This window comes from Klebsiella planticola, from assembly GCF_000783935.2.
Classification (GTDB): Bacteria; Pseudomonadota; Gammaproteobacteria; order Enterobacterales; family Enterobacteriaceae; genus Klebsiella; species Klebsiella planticola.
The window spans coordinates 4,591,372-4,609,738 of sequence record NZ_CP026047.1 but is presented as its reverse complement, the minus strand read 5'-3'; the positions used below and the strand labels follow the sequence as shown (position 1 = coordinate 4,609,738).

25 protein-coding genes are annotated in these 18,367 nt (G+C 52.0%); 21 read left to right on the top strand and 4 right to left on the bottom strand.

Translation table 11 applies throughout. The features are described 5' to 3' along the window. The 9 genes from MC50_RS22180 to MC50_RS22140 are packed head-to-tail and all read left to right on the top strand — an operon-like array spanning position 1 to position 6,403. Complete coding sequence (locus MC50_RS22180) at positions 1-1,146, top strand: DUF3383 family protein (RefSeq protein ID WP_047664959.1); 1,146 nt, start codon at positions 1-3, stop codon at positions 1,144-1,146. A 10-nt stretch (positions 1,147-1,156) separates the two neighbouring features. Beyond that, complete coding sequence (locus MC50_RS22175) at positions 1,157-1,597, top strand: DUF3277 family protein (protein ID WP_004199809.1); 441 nt, start codon at positions 1,157-1,159, stop codon at positions 1,595-1,597. Positions 1,598-1,600: 3 nt separating this feature from the next. Next, positions 1,601-2,026 carry a phage tail assembly chaperone gene (locus MC50_RS22170; RefSeq protein WP_047664958.1) on the top strand — a complete coding sequence of 142 codons (426 nt, stop codon included), beginning with the start codon at positions 1,601-1,603 and terminating at the stop codon, positions 2,024-2,026. A 35-nt stretch (positions 2,027-2,061) separates the two neighbouring features. Beyond that, positions 2,062-2,214 carry a DUF6889 family protein gene (locus tag MC50_RS22165; RefSeq protein ID WP_047664957.1) on the top strand — a complete coding sequence of 51 codons (153 nt, stop codon included), beginning with the start codon at positions 2,062-2,064 and terminating at the stop codon, positions 2,212-2,214. Further along, positions 2,204-4,126 (top strand): bacteriophage protein, encoded by a 1,923-nt coding sequence (locus MC50_RS22160; protein WP_047664956.1) that lies wholly within the window; start codon positions 2,204-2,206, stop codon positions 4,124-4,126. The genes MC50_RS22165 and MC50_RS22160 overlap by 11 nt, the downstream gene beginning before the upstream one ends. Continuing rightward, positions 4,126-4,701, top strand: coding sequence for a phage baseplate protein (locus MC50_RS22155; RefSeq protein WP_047664955.1), 576 nt, complete (start codon positions 4,126-4,128; stop codon positions 4,699-4,701). Before MC50_RS22160 ends, MC50_RS22155 begins: the two co-directional genes overlap by 1 nt. After that, on the top strand, positions 4,702-5,004 hold the full coding sequence (locus MC50_RS22150) for a phage baseplate plug family protein (RefSeq protein ID WP_044347038.1): 303 nt from the start codon (positions 4,702-4,704) through the stop codon (positions 5,002-5,004). It abuts the gene before it with no gap. A gap of 2 nt (positions 5,005-5,006) precedes the next feature. Beyond that, the gene (locus tag MC50_RS22145) at positions 5,007-6,074 is read left to right on the top strand and encodes a hypothetical protein (protein WP_047664954.1); all 1,068 of its coding nucleotides are present in this window, start codon (positions 5,007-5,009) and stop codon (positions 6,072-6,074) included. After that, positions 6,071-6,403 (top strand): hypothetical protein, encoded by a 333-nt coding sequence (locus MC50_RS22140; RefSeq protein ID WP_000734772.1) that lies wholly within the window; start codon positions 6,071-6,073, stop codon positions 6,401-6,403. Before MC50_RS22145 ends, MC50_RS22140 begins: the two co-directional genes overlap by 4 nt. A gap of 30 nt (positions 6,404-6,433) precedes the next feature. Here the strand turns inward: MC50_RS22140 and MC50_RS22135 are convergent, their stop codons facing one another. Then, entirely contained in the window at positions 6,434-6,751 is a 318-nt protein-coding gene (locus tag MC50_RS22135) for a DUF4236 domain-containing protein (RefSeq protein WP_000506882.1), read from the bottom strand. 87 nt (positions 6,752-6,838) lie between these two features. On the opposite strand from MC50_RS22135, the gene MC50_RS22130 reads away from it, so the two are divergent. Genes MC50_RS22130 through MC50_RS22095 form a run of 8 tightly spaced genes read left to right on the top strand, consistent with a single transcriptional unit; the run spans position 6,839 to position 13,728 of the window. Further along, complete coding sequence (locus MC50_RS22130; RefSeq protein WP_047664953.1) at positions 6,839-7,570, top strand: Gp138 family membrane-puncturing spike protein; 732 nt, start codon at positions 6,839-6,841, stop codon at positions 7,568-7,570. After that, positions 7,570-7,923: a thioredoxin domain-containing protein gene (locus MC50_RS22125; protein ID WP_047664952.1), complete on the top strand. Its 354-nt coding sequence runs from the start codon at positions 7,570-7,572 to the stop codon at positions 7,921-7,923. The genes MC50_RS22130 and MC50_RS22125 overlap by 1 nt, the downstream gene beginning before the upstream one ends. Beyond that, a complete protein-coding gene (locus tag MC50_RS22120; protein ID WP_047664951.1) occupies positions 7,923-9,122 on the top strand; it encodes a baseplate J/gp47 family protein in 1,200 nt (399 codons plus the stop codon). Before MC50_RS22125 ends, MC50_RS22120 begins: the two co-directional genes overlap by 1 nt. Beyond that, entirely contained in the window at positions 9,119-9,892 is a 774-nt protein-coding gene (locus MC50_RS22115) for a DUF2612 domain-containing protein (protein ID WP_047664950.1), read from the top strand. Before MC50_RS22120 ends, MC50_RS22115 begins: the two co-directional genes overlap by 4 nt. Next, positions 9,892-10,677, top strand: coding sequence for a phage tail protein (locus tag MC50_RS22110; RefSeq protein WP_047664949.1), 786 nt, complete (start codon positions 9,892-9,894; stop codon positions 10,675-10,677). Before MC50_RS22115 ends, MC50_RS22110 begins: the two co-directional genes overlap by 1 nt. Then, the gene (locus MC50_RS22105) at positions 10,677-11,255 is read left to right on the top strand and encodes a tail fiber assembly protein (protein WP_047664948.1); all 579 of its coding nucleotides are present in this window, start codon (positions 10,677-10,679) and stop codon (positions 11,253-11,255) included. Before MC50_RS22110 ends, MC50_RS22105 begins: the two co-directional genes overlap by 1 nt. A 23-nt stretch (positions 11,256-11,278) precedes the next feature. Then, positions 11,279-13,456: a hypothetical protein gene (locus tag MC50_RS28705; RefSeq protein ID WP_047664947.1), complete on the top strand. Its 2,178-nt coding sequence runs from the start codon at positions 11,279-11,281 to the stop codon at positions 13,454-13,456. 11 nt (positions 13,457-13,467) lie between these two features. Then, positions 13,468-13,728 (top strand): hypothetical protein, encoded by a 261-nt coding sequence (locus MC50_RS22095; RefSeq protein ID WP_047664946.1) that lies wholly within the window; start codon positions 13,468-13,470, stop codon positions 13,726-13,728. Between the two features lie 11 nt (positions 13,729-13,739). Here MC50_RS22095 and MC50_RS28575 read toward each other — a convergent pair whose 3' ends face one another. Further along, a complete protein-coding gene (locus MC50_RS28575; RefSeq protein ID WP_127913557.1) occupies positions 13,740-13,931 on the bottom strand; it encodes a hypothetical protein in 192 nt (63 codons plus the stop codon). 3 nt (positions 13,932-13,934) lie between these two features. Then, positions 13,935-15,587, bottom strand: coding sequence for a hypothetical protein (locus tag MC50_RS22090; RefSeq protein ID WP_047664945.1), 1,653 nt, complete (start codon positions 15,585-15,587; stop codon positions 13,935-13,937). 183 nt (positions 15,588-15,770) lie between these two features. Here MC50_RS22090 and MC50_RS22085 point away from each other — a divergent pair, with 183 nt between their 5' ends. The 4 genes from MC50_RS22085 to MC50_RS22070 all read left to right on the top strand — a co-directional run bounded on the left by MC50_RS22085 (position 15,771) and on the right by MC50_RS22070 (position 17,766). Next, positions 15,771-16,319 carry a recombinase family protein gene (locus MC50_RS22085; protein ID WP_047664944.1) on the top strand — a complete coding sequence of 183 codons (549 nt, stop codon included), beginning with the start codon at positions 15,771-15,773 and terminating at the stop codon, positions 16,317-16,319. An 83-nt stretch (positions 16,320-16,402) separates the two neighbouring features. Beyond that, positions 16,403-16,819, top strand: coding sequence for a site-specific integrase (locus MC50_RS28935; protein WP_047664943.1), 417 nt, complete (start codon positions 16,403-16,405; stop codon positions 16,817-16,819). Between the two features lie 397 nt (positions 16,820-17,216). After that, entirely contained in the window at positions 17,217-17,456 is a 240-nt protein-coding gene (locus MC50_RS22075) for a hypothetical protein (RefSeq protein WP_044352523.1), read from the top strand. 1 nt (position 17,457) lies between these two features. Then, the gene (locus MC50_RS22070; protein WP_047664942.1) at positions 17,458-17,766 is read left to right on the top strand and encodes a S24/S26 family peptidase; all 309 of its coding nucleotides are present in this window, start codon (positions 17,458-17,460) and stop codon (positions 17,764-17,766) included. A 335-nt stretch (positions 17,767-18,101) separates the two neighbouring features. On the opposite strand, the gene MC50_RS22065 is transcribed toward MC50_RS22070, so the two are convergent. Further along, complete coding sequence (locus MC50_RS22065) at positions 18,102-18,317, bottom strand: DUF4177 domain-containing protein (protein WP_004862336.1); 216 nt, start codon at positions 18,315-18,317, stop codon at positions 18,102-18,104. Positions 18,318-18,367: the final 50 nt, after the last annotated feature.

Here is an 18,367-nt window from a genome sequence, read left to right as displayed (position 1 = left end):
ATGGCACAGGGCTTACCTGTTTCCAATGTCGTTAACGTTGACGTCATCATGTCACCGGTAGCGGCAACGGGGCGAAACTTCGGTGCGCTCCTCATTCTGGGAACCTCTACCGTTATTCCGGTGACCGAGCGCATTCGCCAGTATTCGGCCATTGAAGATATCGGCGATGATTTTGGCGTTGACTCCCCGGAATACGAAGCGGCGACCATCTTCTTTTCACAGTCACCAAAACCAACGCTGGTTTATATCGGGCGCTGGGCGAAAACGCTGGCGGAAGGCGAAGCCGGGGCGGTTGAAACGCTGCTGCAGGCGGTGAATGCCTCTCTGCAATATACCAACTGGTATGGGCTGGCGATTGCCGACAGCGCCGATCTGGTTGAGGCTGACGTGATTTCCGTCGCCGCGGCGATCGAGGCATCCAGCCTTAGCCGCATTCTGGCCGTTACCACTGATGATGTGAACGTGCTGGTGGCAGGCAATACCGACAATATCGGCTACAAGCTGAAAGCCGCGGGTTATGGACGTACATTCTGGCAGTACAGCTCCAGCAGCAAATACGCCGCTATCTCGGCATTTGGCCGCGCGTTCACGGTGAACTTCACCGGCAACAACACCACGATCACCCTGAAATTCAAAACCGAGCCTGGTGTGACGTACGAGACGCTGACAACCGCACAGGCTGCCGCCATTGATGCCATTAACGGTAACGTCTACGTCTACTACGCAAACGATACGGCGATTATCCAGCAGGGCGTGATGGCGAACGGTGACTTCTTCGACGAGCGCCATGGCCTGGACTGGCTGCAGAACTACGTTCAGACCAATCTCTATAACCTGCTGTACACCTCGACTACCAAAATCCCGCAGACCGACGCTGGCGTAACCCGTTTAATGACCAACGTCGAAGCCTCACTCGACCAGGCGGTTAATAACGGTCTGGTGGCGCCGGGTGTGTGGAACGGCGGCCCGATTGGACAGATTCAGTCCGGTGATACCCTGACCAAGGGTTACTACGTCTACGCCGACGCGGTAGCCAACCAGGCGCAATCCGACAGGGAAGCGCGTAAGTCGCCGGTGATTCAGGCGGCGATTAAGCTGGCGGGTGCCATTCACTATGGCGACGTACAGATCAACGTGGTTCGTTAAGGGGAACTAAATGTCTACTTACTCTTTTATTGACGTCTCTGCATCCCTGACGGGCCCGACCGGCAGTATCGATCTGGGTTACGGCTCGGCGAACTCCGAAGAGGGGATCACCGTAGTCATGGCAGAGGCAAAAAACACCATGACTGTCGGCGCTGACGGGGAAGTGATGCACAGCCTTCACGCCGGTAAGAGCGGCACCATCACGGTAACGCTGCTTAAGACCTCCCCGGTCAACAAAAAACTGTCTCTGATGTACAACGCACAGAGCCAGTCTTCAGCAACCTGGGGTAATAACGTCATCGTTGTGCGAAACAAAGTCTCTGGCGACATCTCGACAGCGCGTTCCTGCGCCTTCCAGAAACAGCCGGATCACGCCAATGCAAAGGTTGGCAACACAGTGTCGTGGGTTTTTGACTGCGGCAAGATTGACCAGCTGCTGGGGGAGTTTTAACAGATGGAATTTGAAATCAAGGGCGTTAATTACCGAACCGCTAAACTCGACGTATTCCAGCAACTGAAGGTCAGCCGTAAGCTGCTGCCGGTGCTGGCCGGGCTCGTTAGTGAATTTTCCACGCTGAAAGCGCAGGCCGCTGCGGGTAACTCTGGTGCTGTGCTGGAAAGTGTGCTGCCGAAAATCGCCGACACGCTGGCCGCGCTGCCGGACGAGGATGTTAATGCGGTTATTTATCCGTGCCTGAGCGTCGTTTCCCGCCAGCACGAAAAGGGCTGGGCGAAAGTCTTCGATCAGGGCGTACTGATGTTCGACGATACGGACCTGTTTACCATGCTGCAGCTGGTGGCGCGGGTGGTCGCCGATAGTCTGGGAAATTTTTTGAAAGAACTCCCCGCCAGCGAGACGTCCACCCCGCCAGTGGCCTGACGCTGGAAACTCTTCCTGAAGGTGAAAGCTTCCTGATGCGCCCGGTGGAAGCCGGGTATATCCCCTATACCGCACTGAAGGACGGGTCAGTCGACCTGGCTGACATTGCCCGCATGAATGACTGGCTGGACCTCAAAGCCGATAACGACTACCGCATAGCGAAATGGAGAGAGGACAATGAACGCTGAAACGCTCAAGGACTTTCTGATCTCGCTTGGGTTCAAAGTCGACGAAGCTGGCGCCAGAAAATTTGATGCCGTGGTTGCCGGGACGACGCTTAAGGCGATTGAGCTTGGTACCAAAGTTGAACTGGCTGCTGCTTCAGTGGTGGCGTTTACCGCCAAAATCGCCAGCAGCCTCGATAACCTGTACTGGGCTTCTCAGCGTACTGGCGCGACGGTGCAGGGCATTAAGCAAATCGGGTATGCCGTCAGCCAGATGGGTGGCAGCGTGGACGCCGCCCGAGGCTCACTTGAAAACCTGTCACGGTTCGTGCGTAACAACCCCGGTGCTGAAGGCTTCCTGAATCGTCTTGGCGTGCAGACTCGCGATGCTAAGGGCAACATGCGGGATATGGCCAGCATCTTCACCGGCGTCGGTCAGCGTCTTAGCAGCATGCCGTATTACAGGGCTAATCAGTACGCACAGATGCTGGGTATTGATGAAAATACCCTGATGGCTATGCGTCGCGGTATCGGCCAGTTCAGTGGCGAATATACCGCAATGGCAAAGGCTATCGGCTATAACGCCGATGTGGCTGCCGTCAGTTCAAACAAGTTCATGACCTCGCTGCGCTCCTTCGGCCTGATGGCCGGCATGGCACGGGATAAAATCGGTTCCGGCCTCGCTGATGGCCTGGCCGGGTCGCTGGACCGGTTGCGGCGCCAGATTCTGGATAACTTCCCGAAAATCGAAGTCGTAATCACCTCGACGGTTAAGGGTATCCTCTGGGCTGGTGAAATGGTCGGCAGGGTTATTTACCGTCTTATCCAGTTAGGTGAGGGTATCAGTAACTGGTGGGATTCTCTCGATAAACAGTCTCAGGAGCTGATAGAGCTGCTTGGTGCACTTACCGCCGCGTGGTGGCTGCTGAACCGCGCAATGCTGGCTTCTCCGATTACGTGGGTTCTCGGTCTTGCGGCTGCTGTAGCGTTGCTCTGGGAGGATTACCAGACCTGGAAAGAGGGCGGCAAAAGCCTCATCGACTGGGGTAAATGGAAGCCTGAAGTAGACGCAGCGCTGAAAATGGTCGGCGACCTGAAACAAACGGTTTTTGACCTCGGGAAAGCGCTGGCGAAACTGCTAAACATCGATCCCAAGTCCTGGTCTTTGAAGTGGGATTTCAGCAACTTCATTACCCAGATGGGCGAGTTCAGCAAAATGCTGAGCATGATTGGTGACCTGCTTAACGCCATCAAAGACGGTCGCTGGTCTGATGCAGCAAGCATCGGCAAGGCTCTACTCAAACAAGGGAGCGATCAGCCCGATGCGTTGCCAGGCGTAACCAGTAGCGCCGTCAACGCGCGAGGTAAGGTGCTGGGCTTCTGGGAGGAGGTTAAAACCCGCTTCAGTGATGGCGGATGGTATCAGCATGAGCAGAAAACGCTTGCCGATCGCAACAACAATCCTGGGAACATTCGCCCTGTCGGCGGTGGTGGCTTCCGTGCGTTCGGATCAGCTCTGGAAGGCTGGTCGGCGATGAAAAACCAGCTGATGCGCTACTTCACGGGGAAAACGACAGGTCGCCGCCTGCAGTCCATTATGGATATCGTCAGCACCTGGGCCCCGGCGGGCGACAATAACGACCCGCAGCAGTATGCCCGACAGGTAGCAGGTTGGATGGGGGTGTCGCCGACGGCGGCGCTTAACCTGTCCGATCCAAATACGATGGGGGCCCTTATGCAGTCAATGGCTCGTAAAGAGGGCTATTCGAACTGGAACAGCCCACTGGCTCATCAGGCGGCTGGTGCACAGGTTCAGCAGCAGAACACCTACAACATCTACGGCGCAAACGCTCAGGAAGTCGGCCAGGAAGTCGGGCGCCGGCAGCTTGAAGCGAATGCCAGGGTGTTGCGGGTTAATCAAAGCGGGGCAGGCTGATGGATATCCTCTCTACGTTGTTTCAGCAGCAGAGCCGTCGCATCGGGCTGATCGTTCCCAGTGTCGTCATTTCTGAAAAGCACAATGACACGCTGGAAATTACCGAACACCCGGTAGAGGTCGGCGCTGCAATTTCTGACCACGCCTACCGACGTCCGTCAGAAGTGGTTATGCAGGTCGGATTTGCTGGCGGTGGATCGCTGCTCGACTTTCTTGATACCACGTCTTTCGGATTGAGTGTGGGCCTTAGTCCGAAAGAAACGTATCAGGAACTATTGGACCTGCAGAACAGCAGGGTACCTTTCGATGTGGTGACCGGTAAGCGGATTTACTCCAACATGCTGATCCGTGCGCTGGAGGTCACGACCGACAGGACGTCAGAAAATGTGTTGTCTGCTGTACTTACGCTTCGCGAGGTCATTATCACGAGCACGACCACCACGCAGGTAGCAGTCAAAGAAGACATGAAACTGGGGGCGAATACTTCAGCAGTGCAGAACTCAGGAGTAAAAACGCCGGCGGCGAAAAATGAGTCCCTGTTAAGCCGGCTGGCTGGCTACGCAACCGGAGGATAAATGGCCGTATCAGAAATCCCGCTATCACCAGACAATCAACAATTCGCTATTGCGCTGGCTGGCCAGAGCTATCAAATGGCTGTTACCTGGCGTTCCGCGTTCTGGTGCCTCGATATCATGGATAGCAGCGGCGCCGACCTGATTAAGGGTGTACCCCTGATCACCGGCGCTGACCTGCTGGCGCAATACCGCTATCTCGGGCTGGGCTTTTCGCTTTATGTCGGCTGCGATAACGCGGCTAATGACAACCCCACCGAAAGCGATCTAGGAATAAATAGTCACCTCTACGTGGTAACGGAGTAATCATGTCACAGAACTGGATGCGCCATTTTGAGCTGCAGCTGGTCGATTCGAAAGGCAACGCTACCGATTTTGGGGGCTTCAAAGTCACCTTTACGCTTGACTGGTTTAATCTCAGCAGCGAAACGAGGGTGGGGACCTTCAAGATTTATAACCTCGCCGCGGATACCGCAAACCGTATTGTCGGTGAGGAGTTTACCCGGATCAGGGTTATCGCCGGTTATGACGGTATTGCAGCGGATGTTTCCGCCAGTCAGGTCGGCGTTGCACGAACGGTAAACCCCGATGACATGGGCCAGATGGACGGGCGAAATTATGGGCTGATCTTTGATGGCGAGATCCGCTACACCATCACCGGTAAGGATAACCCCATCGACAGCTTTGTGCTAATTCAGGCGGCCGATTCTGACCGCGCATTTGCCACCTCGATCACGACGCAGACGCTTGCGGCGGGCTATACGGTTGCTGACGTCAATGTTGCGCTGATGAAGGATTTCAACGCGAAAGGCGCGACAGAGGGTAACACCCCGGCCATGCCTGCGACTGTTTACCCGCGTGGACGGGTGCTGTTTGGCATGACTCGTCACCTGATGGATAACGTTGCCGATCAATGCCAGGCTGACTGGATGTTTGTTGATGGTAAGCGTGAGATGGTGGCGAAAAACGAAGTCGTTCACGATGCTATTAAGCTGAACAGCGCCACAGGCCTGATCGGTATGCCCCAGCAGACCATCGGCAGTGGAGTGAACGTGCGCTGCCTGATTAACCCCAACATCCGGGTTAATGGTCTGATTGAGCTTAACCAGGCTTCCGTGTACCGCACCGTGCTGGGTAATAATGACATCGCCATGACGCAGGGGCGTATCACCGACCAGAATAACAACGGCAATATCACCGTCGAAGGCACCACCGCACAACCGGCCAGTATTGCGACCGACGGCGTTTATATTGTGCGCGGCATTATGTACACTGGCGACACAAGGGGCCAGGCGTGGTACATGGATATGATGTGTGAAGCGCGTGGCGCGATGGATCTAAAAACTCAATCAGCACTGGAGAGAGGCGCTGGGTGAAAAAATTATTGATATTGATCGCTTTATTTTCTGCACCGGCACTTTCTGCCATCCAATGTGGCGGTTACAAGCTAACTATTAACGATTCTGAGGGTCTGGTAAGAATCAATGGAGAATTGGTTACCAGTCAAAAGGTTAAATATCTCGGAAAGAAAGGTGACGAATCAAATGCCAAATGGGATATGGGTATAATGCCTTCCCGTGATGGAAATAATTACGGATTTCAATTCATCAAGCGGGATGGCAAATCTTGGCTCAATGTTCAACTGCTACAGAACAGTATGGATGCGCCTAAATTGATTGGTTCATATCCATGCAAAACAGTATAAAAAAGCCCTGAGTTAATCAGGGCTAAAATCTCACTGCTTAAATATTTGCGATAGAACTATGGCGGCAATGATGAAAACTGCAAGCCTCCACCAATGGATCCCTTCCCTTTGAGCCGTTGGTTCCTGTTCTGAAAATTCCTCTTCCGATGTAGCTTTTCCAGATTTTTTCCCTGGGCCAACGGTGTATGACAAACCGGATCCCGGAATTCCAACGGTGGTTTTTATTCCTCTTCCACTTATGTTGGTAGTGGCGCCTTTTGGGCCAATCGACGTACTAACGCCACTCTTGCTGATATTGATTGCTAGGCCTGGAGCTATGCGTATCCGCTTCCTAAATCTGAAGCCCATAGGTATCTCCTGTAGTCAAAAATACTAAGTAATTAAATTTTTATTCTACCCCTCACTAAGTGAGGGTAATCATTATCTGGAGAAAACATGGGCGTATCAAGCCAAACCCGTAGTGGGGCGCTGGCGGAGGTTCTGGCGTCTGAGCGAAAGACGCTTAGCGAGCAAATGCGCGTAGCACTGCCGGGGATCATCCAGTCATTCGACCCAGAATCTTTGACGGCTGTTGTTCAGCCAGCGATCCGCTACATCGAGCGCGACAACGACGGCAACAAAAGCACGAAGGATTATCCGCTGCTGGTGGATGTTCCAGTTGTATTCCCCCGCGGGGGCGGCTGTACGCTCACTTTTCCCGTTAGCGAAGGCGATGAGTGTCTGGTGATATTTGCCGACCGCTGCATTGATTTCTGGTGGCAAAGCGGGGGTGTACAGGAGCCGGTAGACGGGCGCATGCATGATTTATCGGATGCGTTCTGTATCGTGGGCCCGCAGTCGCAGGCGAAGAAAATCGGCGGCATCAGCACTACGGGAGCGCAGCTGCGTACCGATGATGGTTCGGCTTTCATTGAGGTGGCCGCCGGAGGGGATATCACTGCCACCACCGCCGGCAGCGCGACTATTAACGCCCCGGAAATCGTCCTTAACGGCAACGTGACGATCAACGGCAACCTGTCGCAAGGAATGGGTGAGAGCGGAGGCACGGCCACGATGCACGGCCCGGTCACCGTAACCAACGATGTGACAGCAGGCGGTAAGAGCCTGATGACGCACACGCATGGAGGGGTTGAGCATGGTAACGACAGCACCGGGGGGCCTGAATAATGCGATACCGACGTGAAGATGATGACGGTGATTACACCTTTGGCCAGGGCGATGATACCTGGCTGGTAAACTCTCCTGAGGCCGTCGCGCAGGCCATTAAAACGCGCTTCCTGCTCTGGTACGGTCAGTGGTTCCTCGATACCACAGAGGGAACACCCTGGATTCAGTCAGTCCTCGGCAAACAGAGACCTGACACCTACAACCTGGCCATCCGCCAGCGCATCCTGGAAACGCAGGGCGTCAGCTCTATCACCGAATTTAATACTACCGTTGACGGCAGAAATCGGCGCGTAACGTTCACAGCAACGGTAGAAACCCTCTACGGGACAACCACAGTAACCTCGGAGGCGTAATGTCTTTGGACCTCGATACACTCGGCTTATCGGCAACGGTAACCGCTGAGGGGATAAGTGCGCCAGACTATCAGACCGTGCTGGATACTATCACCGGCTATTTCCAGCAGATTTATAGCAGTGATGCCTATCTCGATCCTGACAGCAAGGACGGCCAGATGGTGGCGCTGGTGGCTCTGGCCATTCATGACGCGAACAACACAGCCATTTCGGTTTACCGTTCGTTCTCGCCGGCGACGGCCCTGTCAGATGCACTGACGAGCAACGTCAAAATTAACGGCATTACCCGGCGTGCAGCGACTAATTCGACGGTCGATCTACTGCTGACCGGCACTATCGGCACGACCATCACAAATGGTTCGGTACGCGACACAAACAGTGTGGTGTGGAATCTGCCGGCGACGGTAGTGATTGGCTCTGATGGTACCGTGGTGGCGACGGCCACGTGTGCGAATGCTGGCGCCGTAGCTGCGGTGGCGGGGTCGGTAAATGGCATCAACACGCCGACGCGTGGATGGTCTTCGGTGACTAACCCTCTGGCGGCCACGGTAGGTGTCGCTGCTGAGACGGATGCGCAGCTACGCGTAAGGCAGGCGCAAAGCGTCGCGCTGGCCTCTCTCACGCCGTTTGACGCGGTAGATGGTGCAATTGCTAACGTTGAAGGCGTAACCCGTCACAAGCTGTTTGAGAATGATACCGAGATTACGGACGCTAACGGGTTACCAGAGCACTCTATTTCTGCTGTCGTTGAGGGTGGGGATGCAACAGAAATTGCCAGTACCATCCGAAGCGTGAAGGGGCAGGGAGTTTCCACCTACGGCACAACGGCCGTGGTAGTCACAGATAAGTATGGAAATCCTTATACCATTCGCTTCTCTCGCCCGGTAGATGTTCCGGTATATGTGTCAATTACCCTGAAGGCGTTAACTGGCTACACCTCTGACATTGGCGATGAAATGAAAGCCGCTGTTGCTTCGTACATTAACTCTCTCACTATTGGTGATGGTGTGCTGCTGAGCCGGGTTTATTCCCCGGCGAACCTCGGCGTAGTCAGCGGAGGGAATGCGCGATATTACGACATTATGGAGCTGTTAATAGGTCGGTCGGCTGAGTCTGTCGCAGCAGCTAATGTCACAGTCGTATATGACGAGGCCGTTTCATGTAGCGTGGAGAATATAGAGATAACGGTGACAGCATGAGCAAATACACCGATCTTATTTCCAACTACCATGCAGGAAAACCAAAATTTGTAAAACATGTTGATCTGTCGACAAGGCCGCTAATTGATGTGTCTGGTTCAGTGTCCGGTCTTATCTCTGCGTTCGATATAGATACTGGCGTAGGGGCACAACTTGATATTCTTGGTCAATGGATTGGTGTAGCCCGGACTGTTGCCGCGCCGATATCTGGTGTTTTTCTTGAATGGGACAAAGAGCGAGTTGGCTGGGATCAGGGGATCTGGCTTGGTCCGTATCAGTCTTCTGACGCATTAACCTACCTGAGCGATGACGTATACCGGGTCGTGTTAAAGGCCAGGGTAGGGATTAATAACTGGAATGGTCAGAACGGAGCGCTGCCTGACATTTTGGAAACAGCGCTTGCTGGTACTGGGATTAAAATGATCATCCTCGATAATCAGGATATGACGATCTCAGTTCTCATCGTCATTGATTCTGAATATTTAATGTCTGTAACAGACCGGTTGATATTTGATTCTGGAATGAACCGTGGTCCTTTTATTTCTCTTCCTGATGATTACACACCATCGCGATATGACATTAACCCAATAGATAAACTCCCGGCTGAGTTTGTTTTTGTTGTACGTGCTGGGCTCCTTACTGTAAAGGCCGCCGGGGTAAGAGTCAGGGAAACAGTTACGCCTTCTAATGGATATAAATTCTTTGGATTTGATGTCGAAAATGACTATATCGCTGGCTTTGAGTCCGGCGCATGGGGAGAAAACTTCTGATGCCAGTTAATTACTTTAAACCGTTTGCCATCGCATCTGGCTCAAATGTGACATCTCAGACGGAATGGGAAGGTTTGATCGCCCTTTCTACAGGATTTACAGCGGGGCTGGCCCGGTCCGCGCAGATTAATAAAGCCCTGCGCCAGGGGACGGTTATGGCGAGCGTCTTAGCTCAGTTCATGGCTGAGACAACCGGAGAGGATGTGCTTGATGATGGAGATACGGCAAAACTGGTATCCCTGCTGATCGGTTCAGTTAACACGGTTGCGCGGAGCGCTCTGCCAGTTGGCACCCCCATACCATGGCCCTCTGACATTTTGCCGGCAGATGGTAATTTCGCTTTCATGCAGGGGCAGGCATTCAGCCTTACGGCATACCCGTTACTGGCTACAGCTTACCCGTCAGGTGTAATTCCAGACATGCGAGGCTGGACCATTAAGGGGAAGCCGGCCACCGGGCGTGCGGTGCTGTCTCAGGAACAGGATGGCGTTAAATCACACTCTCATACAGCGTCGGCCACATCGACCGATCTCGGTACCAAAACGACAAGCAGCAATGGGGACCACAATCACACGTGGGGATCGCCAATGCAGAAGCAGGGCGGAAGCGATCAGGAAGTTGGTAGCAACGGCGGGAGCACCTTTGGCACAACATCCACTGCAGGCGCACACACTCACTCCGTGGTAATTGGAGCCCACTCACACACCATCACGGTTGATTCTGCAGGTAATGCAGAAAACACCGTTAAAAACATCGCATTTAACTACATCGTGAGGCTCGCATAATGGCTTTTGAAATGTCTGACAAAACTCAGGTGGTAACCGTTTACCATATCAGCGACGATACGGGGGAGTTAGTGGGCGTTGAAGAATTGTCGATCCCGCCTCACACTGGCTTGCCTGCCTGCAGCACTCAAAGTTCACCACCCGAAATAGCCTCCGGAGAAACAGCGGTTTTCAATGCCGCTGCGGGCCAGTGGTCCCTTATCGAGGACCATCGCGGGCAGATCGTGTACAGCACTGCATCTGGCGAGCCTGTTGAGATTTCAGCGCTTGGGGAATTACCAGCAGGGGTAACGACAAAAGCGCCTGCTGGCAGCTATCAAAAATGGGATGGAGAAAACTGGGTTAACGACGCGGAAGCTAAACACCAGGCTGAAGTGAGTAGCGCTATTGAGCTGTTAACCGAGTTGATGCGAGAGGCAAACGCAAAAATAGCCCCTCTAAACGACGCTGTAGAACTTGGTATCCAGACCGACGAAGAAGTCATGCAACTGACTGAGTGGAAAAAATACCGCGTTGCCTTGAGCCGCATTGATACATCTACCGCTCCCGATATCGCCTGGCCTGAAATTCCTGCCTGATCTGTTTCTGAGGTAATACCCCTATGCCATTTTATTTAACGCGGGATCCGGTCCCGTCGGCAGACATGCGCAACGTTTTTGATAACGCTCAGAATCTTGACCTTGCCCTGAACGATATTACATCCTCTTTCTGGAGTGATCGGCTCGGTCGTAGCCGCATGTCATGGTTCGGACTGGAGTCTGCGTTTACGGTAAAACTGAGTGACTTTGAGTCCCGTTTTTCCACCCAGATAGTCGAACAGGAAACCACTTTTGATGCTTCCCAGGCTGATAAGGAAAACCGATTCCAGGCTTTTCTTGATAGCTCCGGTTACGTGTTCCTCGGTGACTATGAAGACGGTCCGTTTCAGTTCAGCGCCCGTAACCAGTACATCCGGTATAACGACCAATATTACCGCCTGAATGCCACCACGGATGTCGGATTTACGACGACCGGTACCGACGCAATCAGTTTTGCGAATGATGTGGCTCACTTCGTTCTGATGGATGGCGATACGCTTCGCCAAAACCTGGATTCAGACGAAGAGGGGAATAGTGGTGGTACGCTGGTTGCGCTGGAAGAGAAAATCAGCGTACAAGACGCCCTAAGCCCGATGCTTTATTCAGGGCGAGTTGTCAGACTTTCTGTTTTTTATGCTCGCGGGTTACGTGATGATGCAGCATTTGCAGCGGCATTTGCAGCATCGAAAAACGCAGACGGTTATAACTGTCGGGTCATTATCAATGACACACCATATGTCGTAGAGATTACTGATACCATTTATAAATTCCAGACCAGCGAGAGCACCCGGTACAACCTCAGAAATTATGGTGGTTATAATTGCGGTGTTGTCGGGGAATTTAAATTTCATGGTGAGGCGCGATTTTTATTTGAGTGGTGCTACAAGCCGTACGTGAACGTTTTAATACAAGGCGGCGTTAAGGCTAATGGCGTTAATAAGATTATCCCTGAGCTGTCATCTCGCGCTGTGCAGTTTGAGAAAGTCATTGTGGGCGCTGAAGTTCATATTGACACATATCAGTACAACGGTTACGGCCTCGCAACCTTTGGTAAAATACACCTCGATCCATCTCAGCAATCGGAGGGTATCAAAGGGCTTTATCCATCAACCGTGAACGCCTATCAGAGCGCAGGCGCGGTTTATCTGGCGGGGACCAATGGATTTGGTGAGTTTTCGTCTATATGGGAACTGGATTGCACTGATGGATCTGTCGTTGACTCAGCTTACGATATTGTTATTCACAAATACGAGGGTTCTGACCTCTTTGTTAATAACGCCAACTCACTGCGCTTCGGCTTCTTATTGCTGGGTGTTGCGAACGCGAAGATTTTTAACAGCCAGGGTGTATATATTGGGCATCATCTCGGCGTTGCCGGGGCCAGCCCGACGGTGAAGCAGACCGAAGACCTTTACTGCATGGATATCGTTAATTCCTGGGTTCGGTTCGGTCAGTCCCGCCTGTATGGTGCCAACTGCGGATTTCGTATCGGGTCTGCTTCAAACGTGGTGTTTGACAGCCTGGAGGGGTACCACATTAACCAGGCAATCAGCATAACAAACAGCACATCGTATTCCGGCACATCTAATAGTCCGACTGTTGACGTACATGTTAAACAAATCAACGTGGTGAACGGAAATGGCCAGTATGCATTTTCCAGTAAACACTGTATTCACGTCGATGACGGGATGTTGGCAAACCTGACGCTTGAAGATGGTCGTATCCAGTGGAACGTAAACGGTCGCACCAGCGAGTTTGCATACGCGATTTACGGTGGTTCACTGTCTACATCCCACATCAAAATCGACAACGTTCGCCTTCTGGGCAACTACGATGCTGAACCTGTCTATCTGCCAAACTTTGACTGCATCGTAAAAACTCACACGCCTGACTCTGAAATTAATGTTGGCGGTACCCGCACTACTGGCAGTGGTCGCAGGCTGCGCATTAACTGGGGGATGAGCACAACAGAAACTGAGTACACAAGCAAGCCGAATAAGCGTGTTTATTTCACTGCGAGACTGAATGACGCAGAAAACGGTAGTGCAATTTTCAATGTTGACGGGAAACCGGCTGCGTATTTTGCCGGAACAAAAGGCACATTTTCCGGTAATTTTGGCGTGTCAAAGGGGCAGAAGGCTAATTATTCTCTTGGCTACGCCACGCTGCTGGATTCATACGCCGAACTGGAATTAGGTTAACAGGAGAAAACATGTCTGATTATGAATTACCGGCCGCCGGCACCGTGCTGACCTGCGTTGAAGCGCGAGGTTGCCGCGTGGGGTCACTCACTGAGGGTAATGAATATACAGTTGTTTTATCAGGTACCGGGGATGATGAATCCCCGAATATTCACCCGTACACCAGACTTCGCATGGCACCCAATTTATTCACCGTCACCGGTGATGACGGAGGTGCCGTATTACTTGAATACCTCGACAGTAATATTGCACTGTTTGATGCCCGCCAGTAATGGCGGGGTACTCACCATGAGAACTGCAGACTCAACGTCACGCCAGTTTGTGCAGCGACGTAATCAGCCATAGCAACCAAAGACTGATCATCATCAGGGTCAGCGTCATATTCGTAAAGAACACCACCGGGCCATTCCTCGGCTCTGGATTTGTGCGGGGTTGCGTAATAATCAGCGCCATCAAAGAAAATATAAAAATGCATATATCACCCAATCTTGTTAATCAGTACATCGTAGATTTTCACTTCCGCACCACCGGTCGGGACGTTGAACAGGGAAATGCTCAACTGAACATAGTCATATGTCATGTAATCCTGAACGACGTTCAGGCCCGTTGATGAGCGATATTCTGCTGCCGTTGTTCCTGCTGTCACCGTTGTAGCGGCGGAAGTAATGACACGGTCTCCAAAGACAGGTATGCCGTTGCTGTCGAACGTCAGGACAGTCACCAGACGGGAAGTGATGACCACTGACACACCCTCGGTAGTCGCCTTATACTTAAACTTAATGTGCGCAGGCGTGGTGCCGCGAGGGACTTTGACGACCAGTTGCGCACCAGACGGGAACCCCTCACCCACTGTGGATTTTTTGACTATTGACAGGCATCCAACTGTATTACCGTCAGCGTCAGTTGTGGTGCCACGCGTCAGGGTTGTGGTATCTGACGTCAGCCGGTCAGTACGCGATGCGTTCATGTCTGCGTACCAGCGGTCAACGAGCGTACTGCGGGTGAAGGTGCCATCCACCAGGTATTTATTCAGGTCACCACGTACTGCGGGTTGCAGTCCCTGCAGTGAGTTGGATTTATCAGACAGCAGTCGGGTGTTAATCATGGATTTGACAGCAGTGCCGGACCAGTATGTGACGTCGCTTTCGACAGCCAGTTGCCCTTTCCCTGTATCATCGTAAAACATATGGTCAGTTGTGGCGTTTGTCCCGTCACATACGACCCAGGCAGGTTTAAAACTGACATAAGCCGGTTTCGATGAACTGAACCAGCGCTCATAGTTGTTATTAAATTCTGCATGACCACCCTTCACATCCAGCACAAATCCGGAGGCGTTATTCACGCCAAGTGCAACAAAATCCATGCTCACATCAGTGAAGTTAAATTCGGCACCCAGTGTCCCCCAGTTGAAAATCCGGGACCCCATAAATGTCATTCCGTTGAATCGGAAGTTTTCCCCCATATCCACCAGAGAAGTCTCCAGCCCGGCAGTAACGGCATCAACATTGTTATTTCCGGCAGAGACGGAGCCGCCGTTGAACGTCGTCAGATAACAGTGACTGCCGTAAGCAATACCATTTTTGGAACCATGTGCTACCAGATTATTAAAGACCACGCTTGACGATGCCCCGTTAACATCAGATACCAGGTACAGAGCTGTCACCGGCGATGTTGTATGGCGGGTCGAATCCCCTATTTTCAGGTTTTCAACGTTCCCCTGAACGCGATTAACACCGTCCTGAAATGGCAACGTTGACCTGGCGCACACAATCGCGAATGGCGTCGTCGACGTGTAATAGACGTTGTTGATATAAAAGTTACATAACTCAATTCTGTTCGGGTCGAACTCAACAGTATTCCCTCTGGATGAGCTGAATTTCAGCCCCATCATGTCCAGCCGGAAACGCCCGCGCGTCCACCAGAACGACGCCACGACGGTAAACAAGGCATTAAGGGCATCGGTATCATCATCTCCTGAAGGGAATACCCCCGCATCAGCACAGGTCAGCGCAAGGTCGTTGAGTATTTTCTTCCAGCGTGCGCCGTCACTGGTAACAATTGTGAGTATCCCGTCATCGGCCGTGGTGGTGTCGTCAGGGTCATATTCGTAATCACCACCACCCCGTGGCATTTCTGGCGCCAGCCCTGCGGAATAGGAAATAGTCCGAATAAGCTGAATATTCTGCGTCGGTTCTGTAGTTCGTAGCAACGCGACAGTCGCGCAGCGACCAATCAGTTTTAGCCCGTCGCCTGAACCCAGGTTTACGCGAATAACCCAGGCAATTTACAATCAGCTTTTTCAAAGGGTTACAACATGCTGATTGGCTACGCTCGGGTGTCTACTGGCGATCAAAACCTCGATTTACAGAAAAATGCACTGATTCGCGCAGAATGTGAGCTGATTTTTGAAGATATGGCCAGCGGAAAGAACGCTAAGCGGCCGGGACTACGACGGGCAATCCGCCGACTTCGTCCTGGTGATTCACTGGTGGTCTGGAAGCTGGATCGGTTGGGGCGCAGTGTGCGCGACCTCATTACGCTGGTGTCAGAGCTGCAGGAAAAAGGCATTCATTTCCGCAGCCTGACCGACTCGATCGACACATCAACGGCCGCGGGGCGTTTCTTCTTCCACGTCATGAGCGCGCTGGCAGAGATGGAACGAGAGCTGATTGTGGAGAGGACCCGCGCAGGACTGGTGGCGGCGAGAGAGCAGGGGCGTATCGGCGGACGTCGCAGAGTGATGACCCCTGAGGTTGTCGAACGGGCGCGACGAATGCTGGAGAACGGTGCAACCCGGCAGCAGGTGGCTGATGTGACAGGCGTGGACGTGAAAACAATCTACAAGTACCTCCCGGCGACTTGAAGACAAAGATTTCACTACTTTTCCTGATATGTTACGTTTGGCTTAATCAATTCATTCAGCTTTGAAAACAGTTTGGTTTTTTCGTGAACGGTAAGAAAACAATAAGTTTTGAGCAATTTTTAACTATTAACAGCAATCTTGTTTCCATCTCAGATACATGGGCTGACTTGTGGGCGTTAATTTTTCACACGGGTTTAAGCGCTGGAAGGCTGCTGAGTATTCGATATGATGATATTGATGGTGACTTGATACTGATACGAAAACAGGGTCACCTGAAGGAGCTACGTGTTAAATCAACCCCTCCAGTAGAGGCGATGATTGCTCGTAGAAGAGAACGCTATCCAGAAGATGTTTATTTATTTCAGAGTCATTCTAACCGTGTGAAGTACCATCGCCGGCCGGTCACTATAATTGCTTTCAACGCCGCTTTACGTCGCGCCGCTAGATCATTACCAGACGTTAACGTAAGCAGTAGTAGCGCGAGAAACATACCGGACTAAGCGCCTGTCCAGTAGCGTGTGGCCGATGCGATCGGTGTGGGGGTAAGACTATTTTCAAATATTTGCCGGTACAATACGGCGGTAAAAAATCCCCTTGAGCAGGCACACTCAAGGGGGAAATACTACATAACATCATTGCTGTGTGCGTCTTTGCGCTCGTCTATCTTCCAAGAATATGCCTAAAGCTTCCAGATATTTCTGGTCTGAGCAGTTAAAACATTGGGTCGGTAGCCGATGTAATAGGGGTAGACGTGAAAACTATCTACAAGTACCTGCCTGCTTCTGAATAATCATTATGTTGCGTCGGTGCGCCTGATCGATAGCTGCAACCTGTATTGATCAGATCTCTCAATGAATCTACTGTATATAAAAACAGTGTTATTGAGAGGTTCAGATCATGCCACGTCGATACGAAATTGAGGTCGCTTGCCGGGCGGCGATAGTCATCGAGCCCAACGGCAGGCGCACCATCACCACCAGGCGGTTTCTTCAGGAGCTGGAGAAAGTAAACTGGCACTGGTCGCCACGGCAGGCCAATCAGTGGATAGAGGGTTACGTGACGACATTCAAAGACGTCTCCACGCAAGAGGGTGACGACCGCACATTCCAGCTCTACAACCCGAACGGAGGGCTGTGATATGAGATTTCCGTCTCCAGCATCTGACTATATCGAGGATACACTGACCGTCACGAAACTGTGCCGCGTGGATGCCAACTCCAAAATCGTCAAAACAGATTCCGGCTATGCCATCTTGGATTTGTCGCTACGTCCGCAGCCGGGAGATTTCGTACTTATCCGCTACGATGGAATTACTGATTTTGGTCGACTGCAGGGGCGCTCGTTTATCACCAGAGACGGTGAAGCGATCGAGGGTGAGGGTGTGGAGGTTTACGGCGTGGTGACGTTTTCGGTTAACGATCTGCGGCGGGATGACTGCCCGATTTGAAAGCGAAAATTGGGGCAGGTTTTGGGGCAAAATGGCTTTTGGGGCACGATTTGGGGCAGTGAAATGTCCGCATTTGTCCGCATTTGTCTTTGATTGAGATTCTTTAAGTTTTTGAAATTATTGTAATTTATTGATGAGTAACGATATTTTATTTTTGCTCCATAATCACATGCATATTTCCCAGCATGATTAACCTCCATCATTGATTAGTGTGCGCTAAGTAGTCCTTATTGAACGTGGTGTACGGTTGTTGCATAAAGAATAACCTGGTCAACCTAAACAAATAATTAACCAGGAAAACTTTTTCAGCGTGAAATAAATAGTGCGGTGAGGGTTTAGAGTGGCCGTTCAAGGACGAACAGATAGGCCTCGCGCGACCAGAACAGTCCGGTTCTGCGGCGCTCCACGGACATCGTTTTGACTTCCCAGCCCTGCAGGGTGAACTCATTGAGAAAACGGCTCATTTTCTCCGGGTCAGCTTTCGCTTCGCCAAAAAACATGCTCCCCAGAATTCCCTCTTTGTACAGAACGACTCGACACTCTTTTTTCATCTGACAGGCTCCTTGCGTAATGACAGCGATTGGCAAACTATTGTGACCGC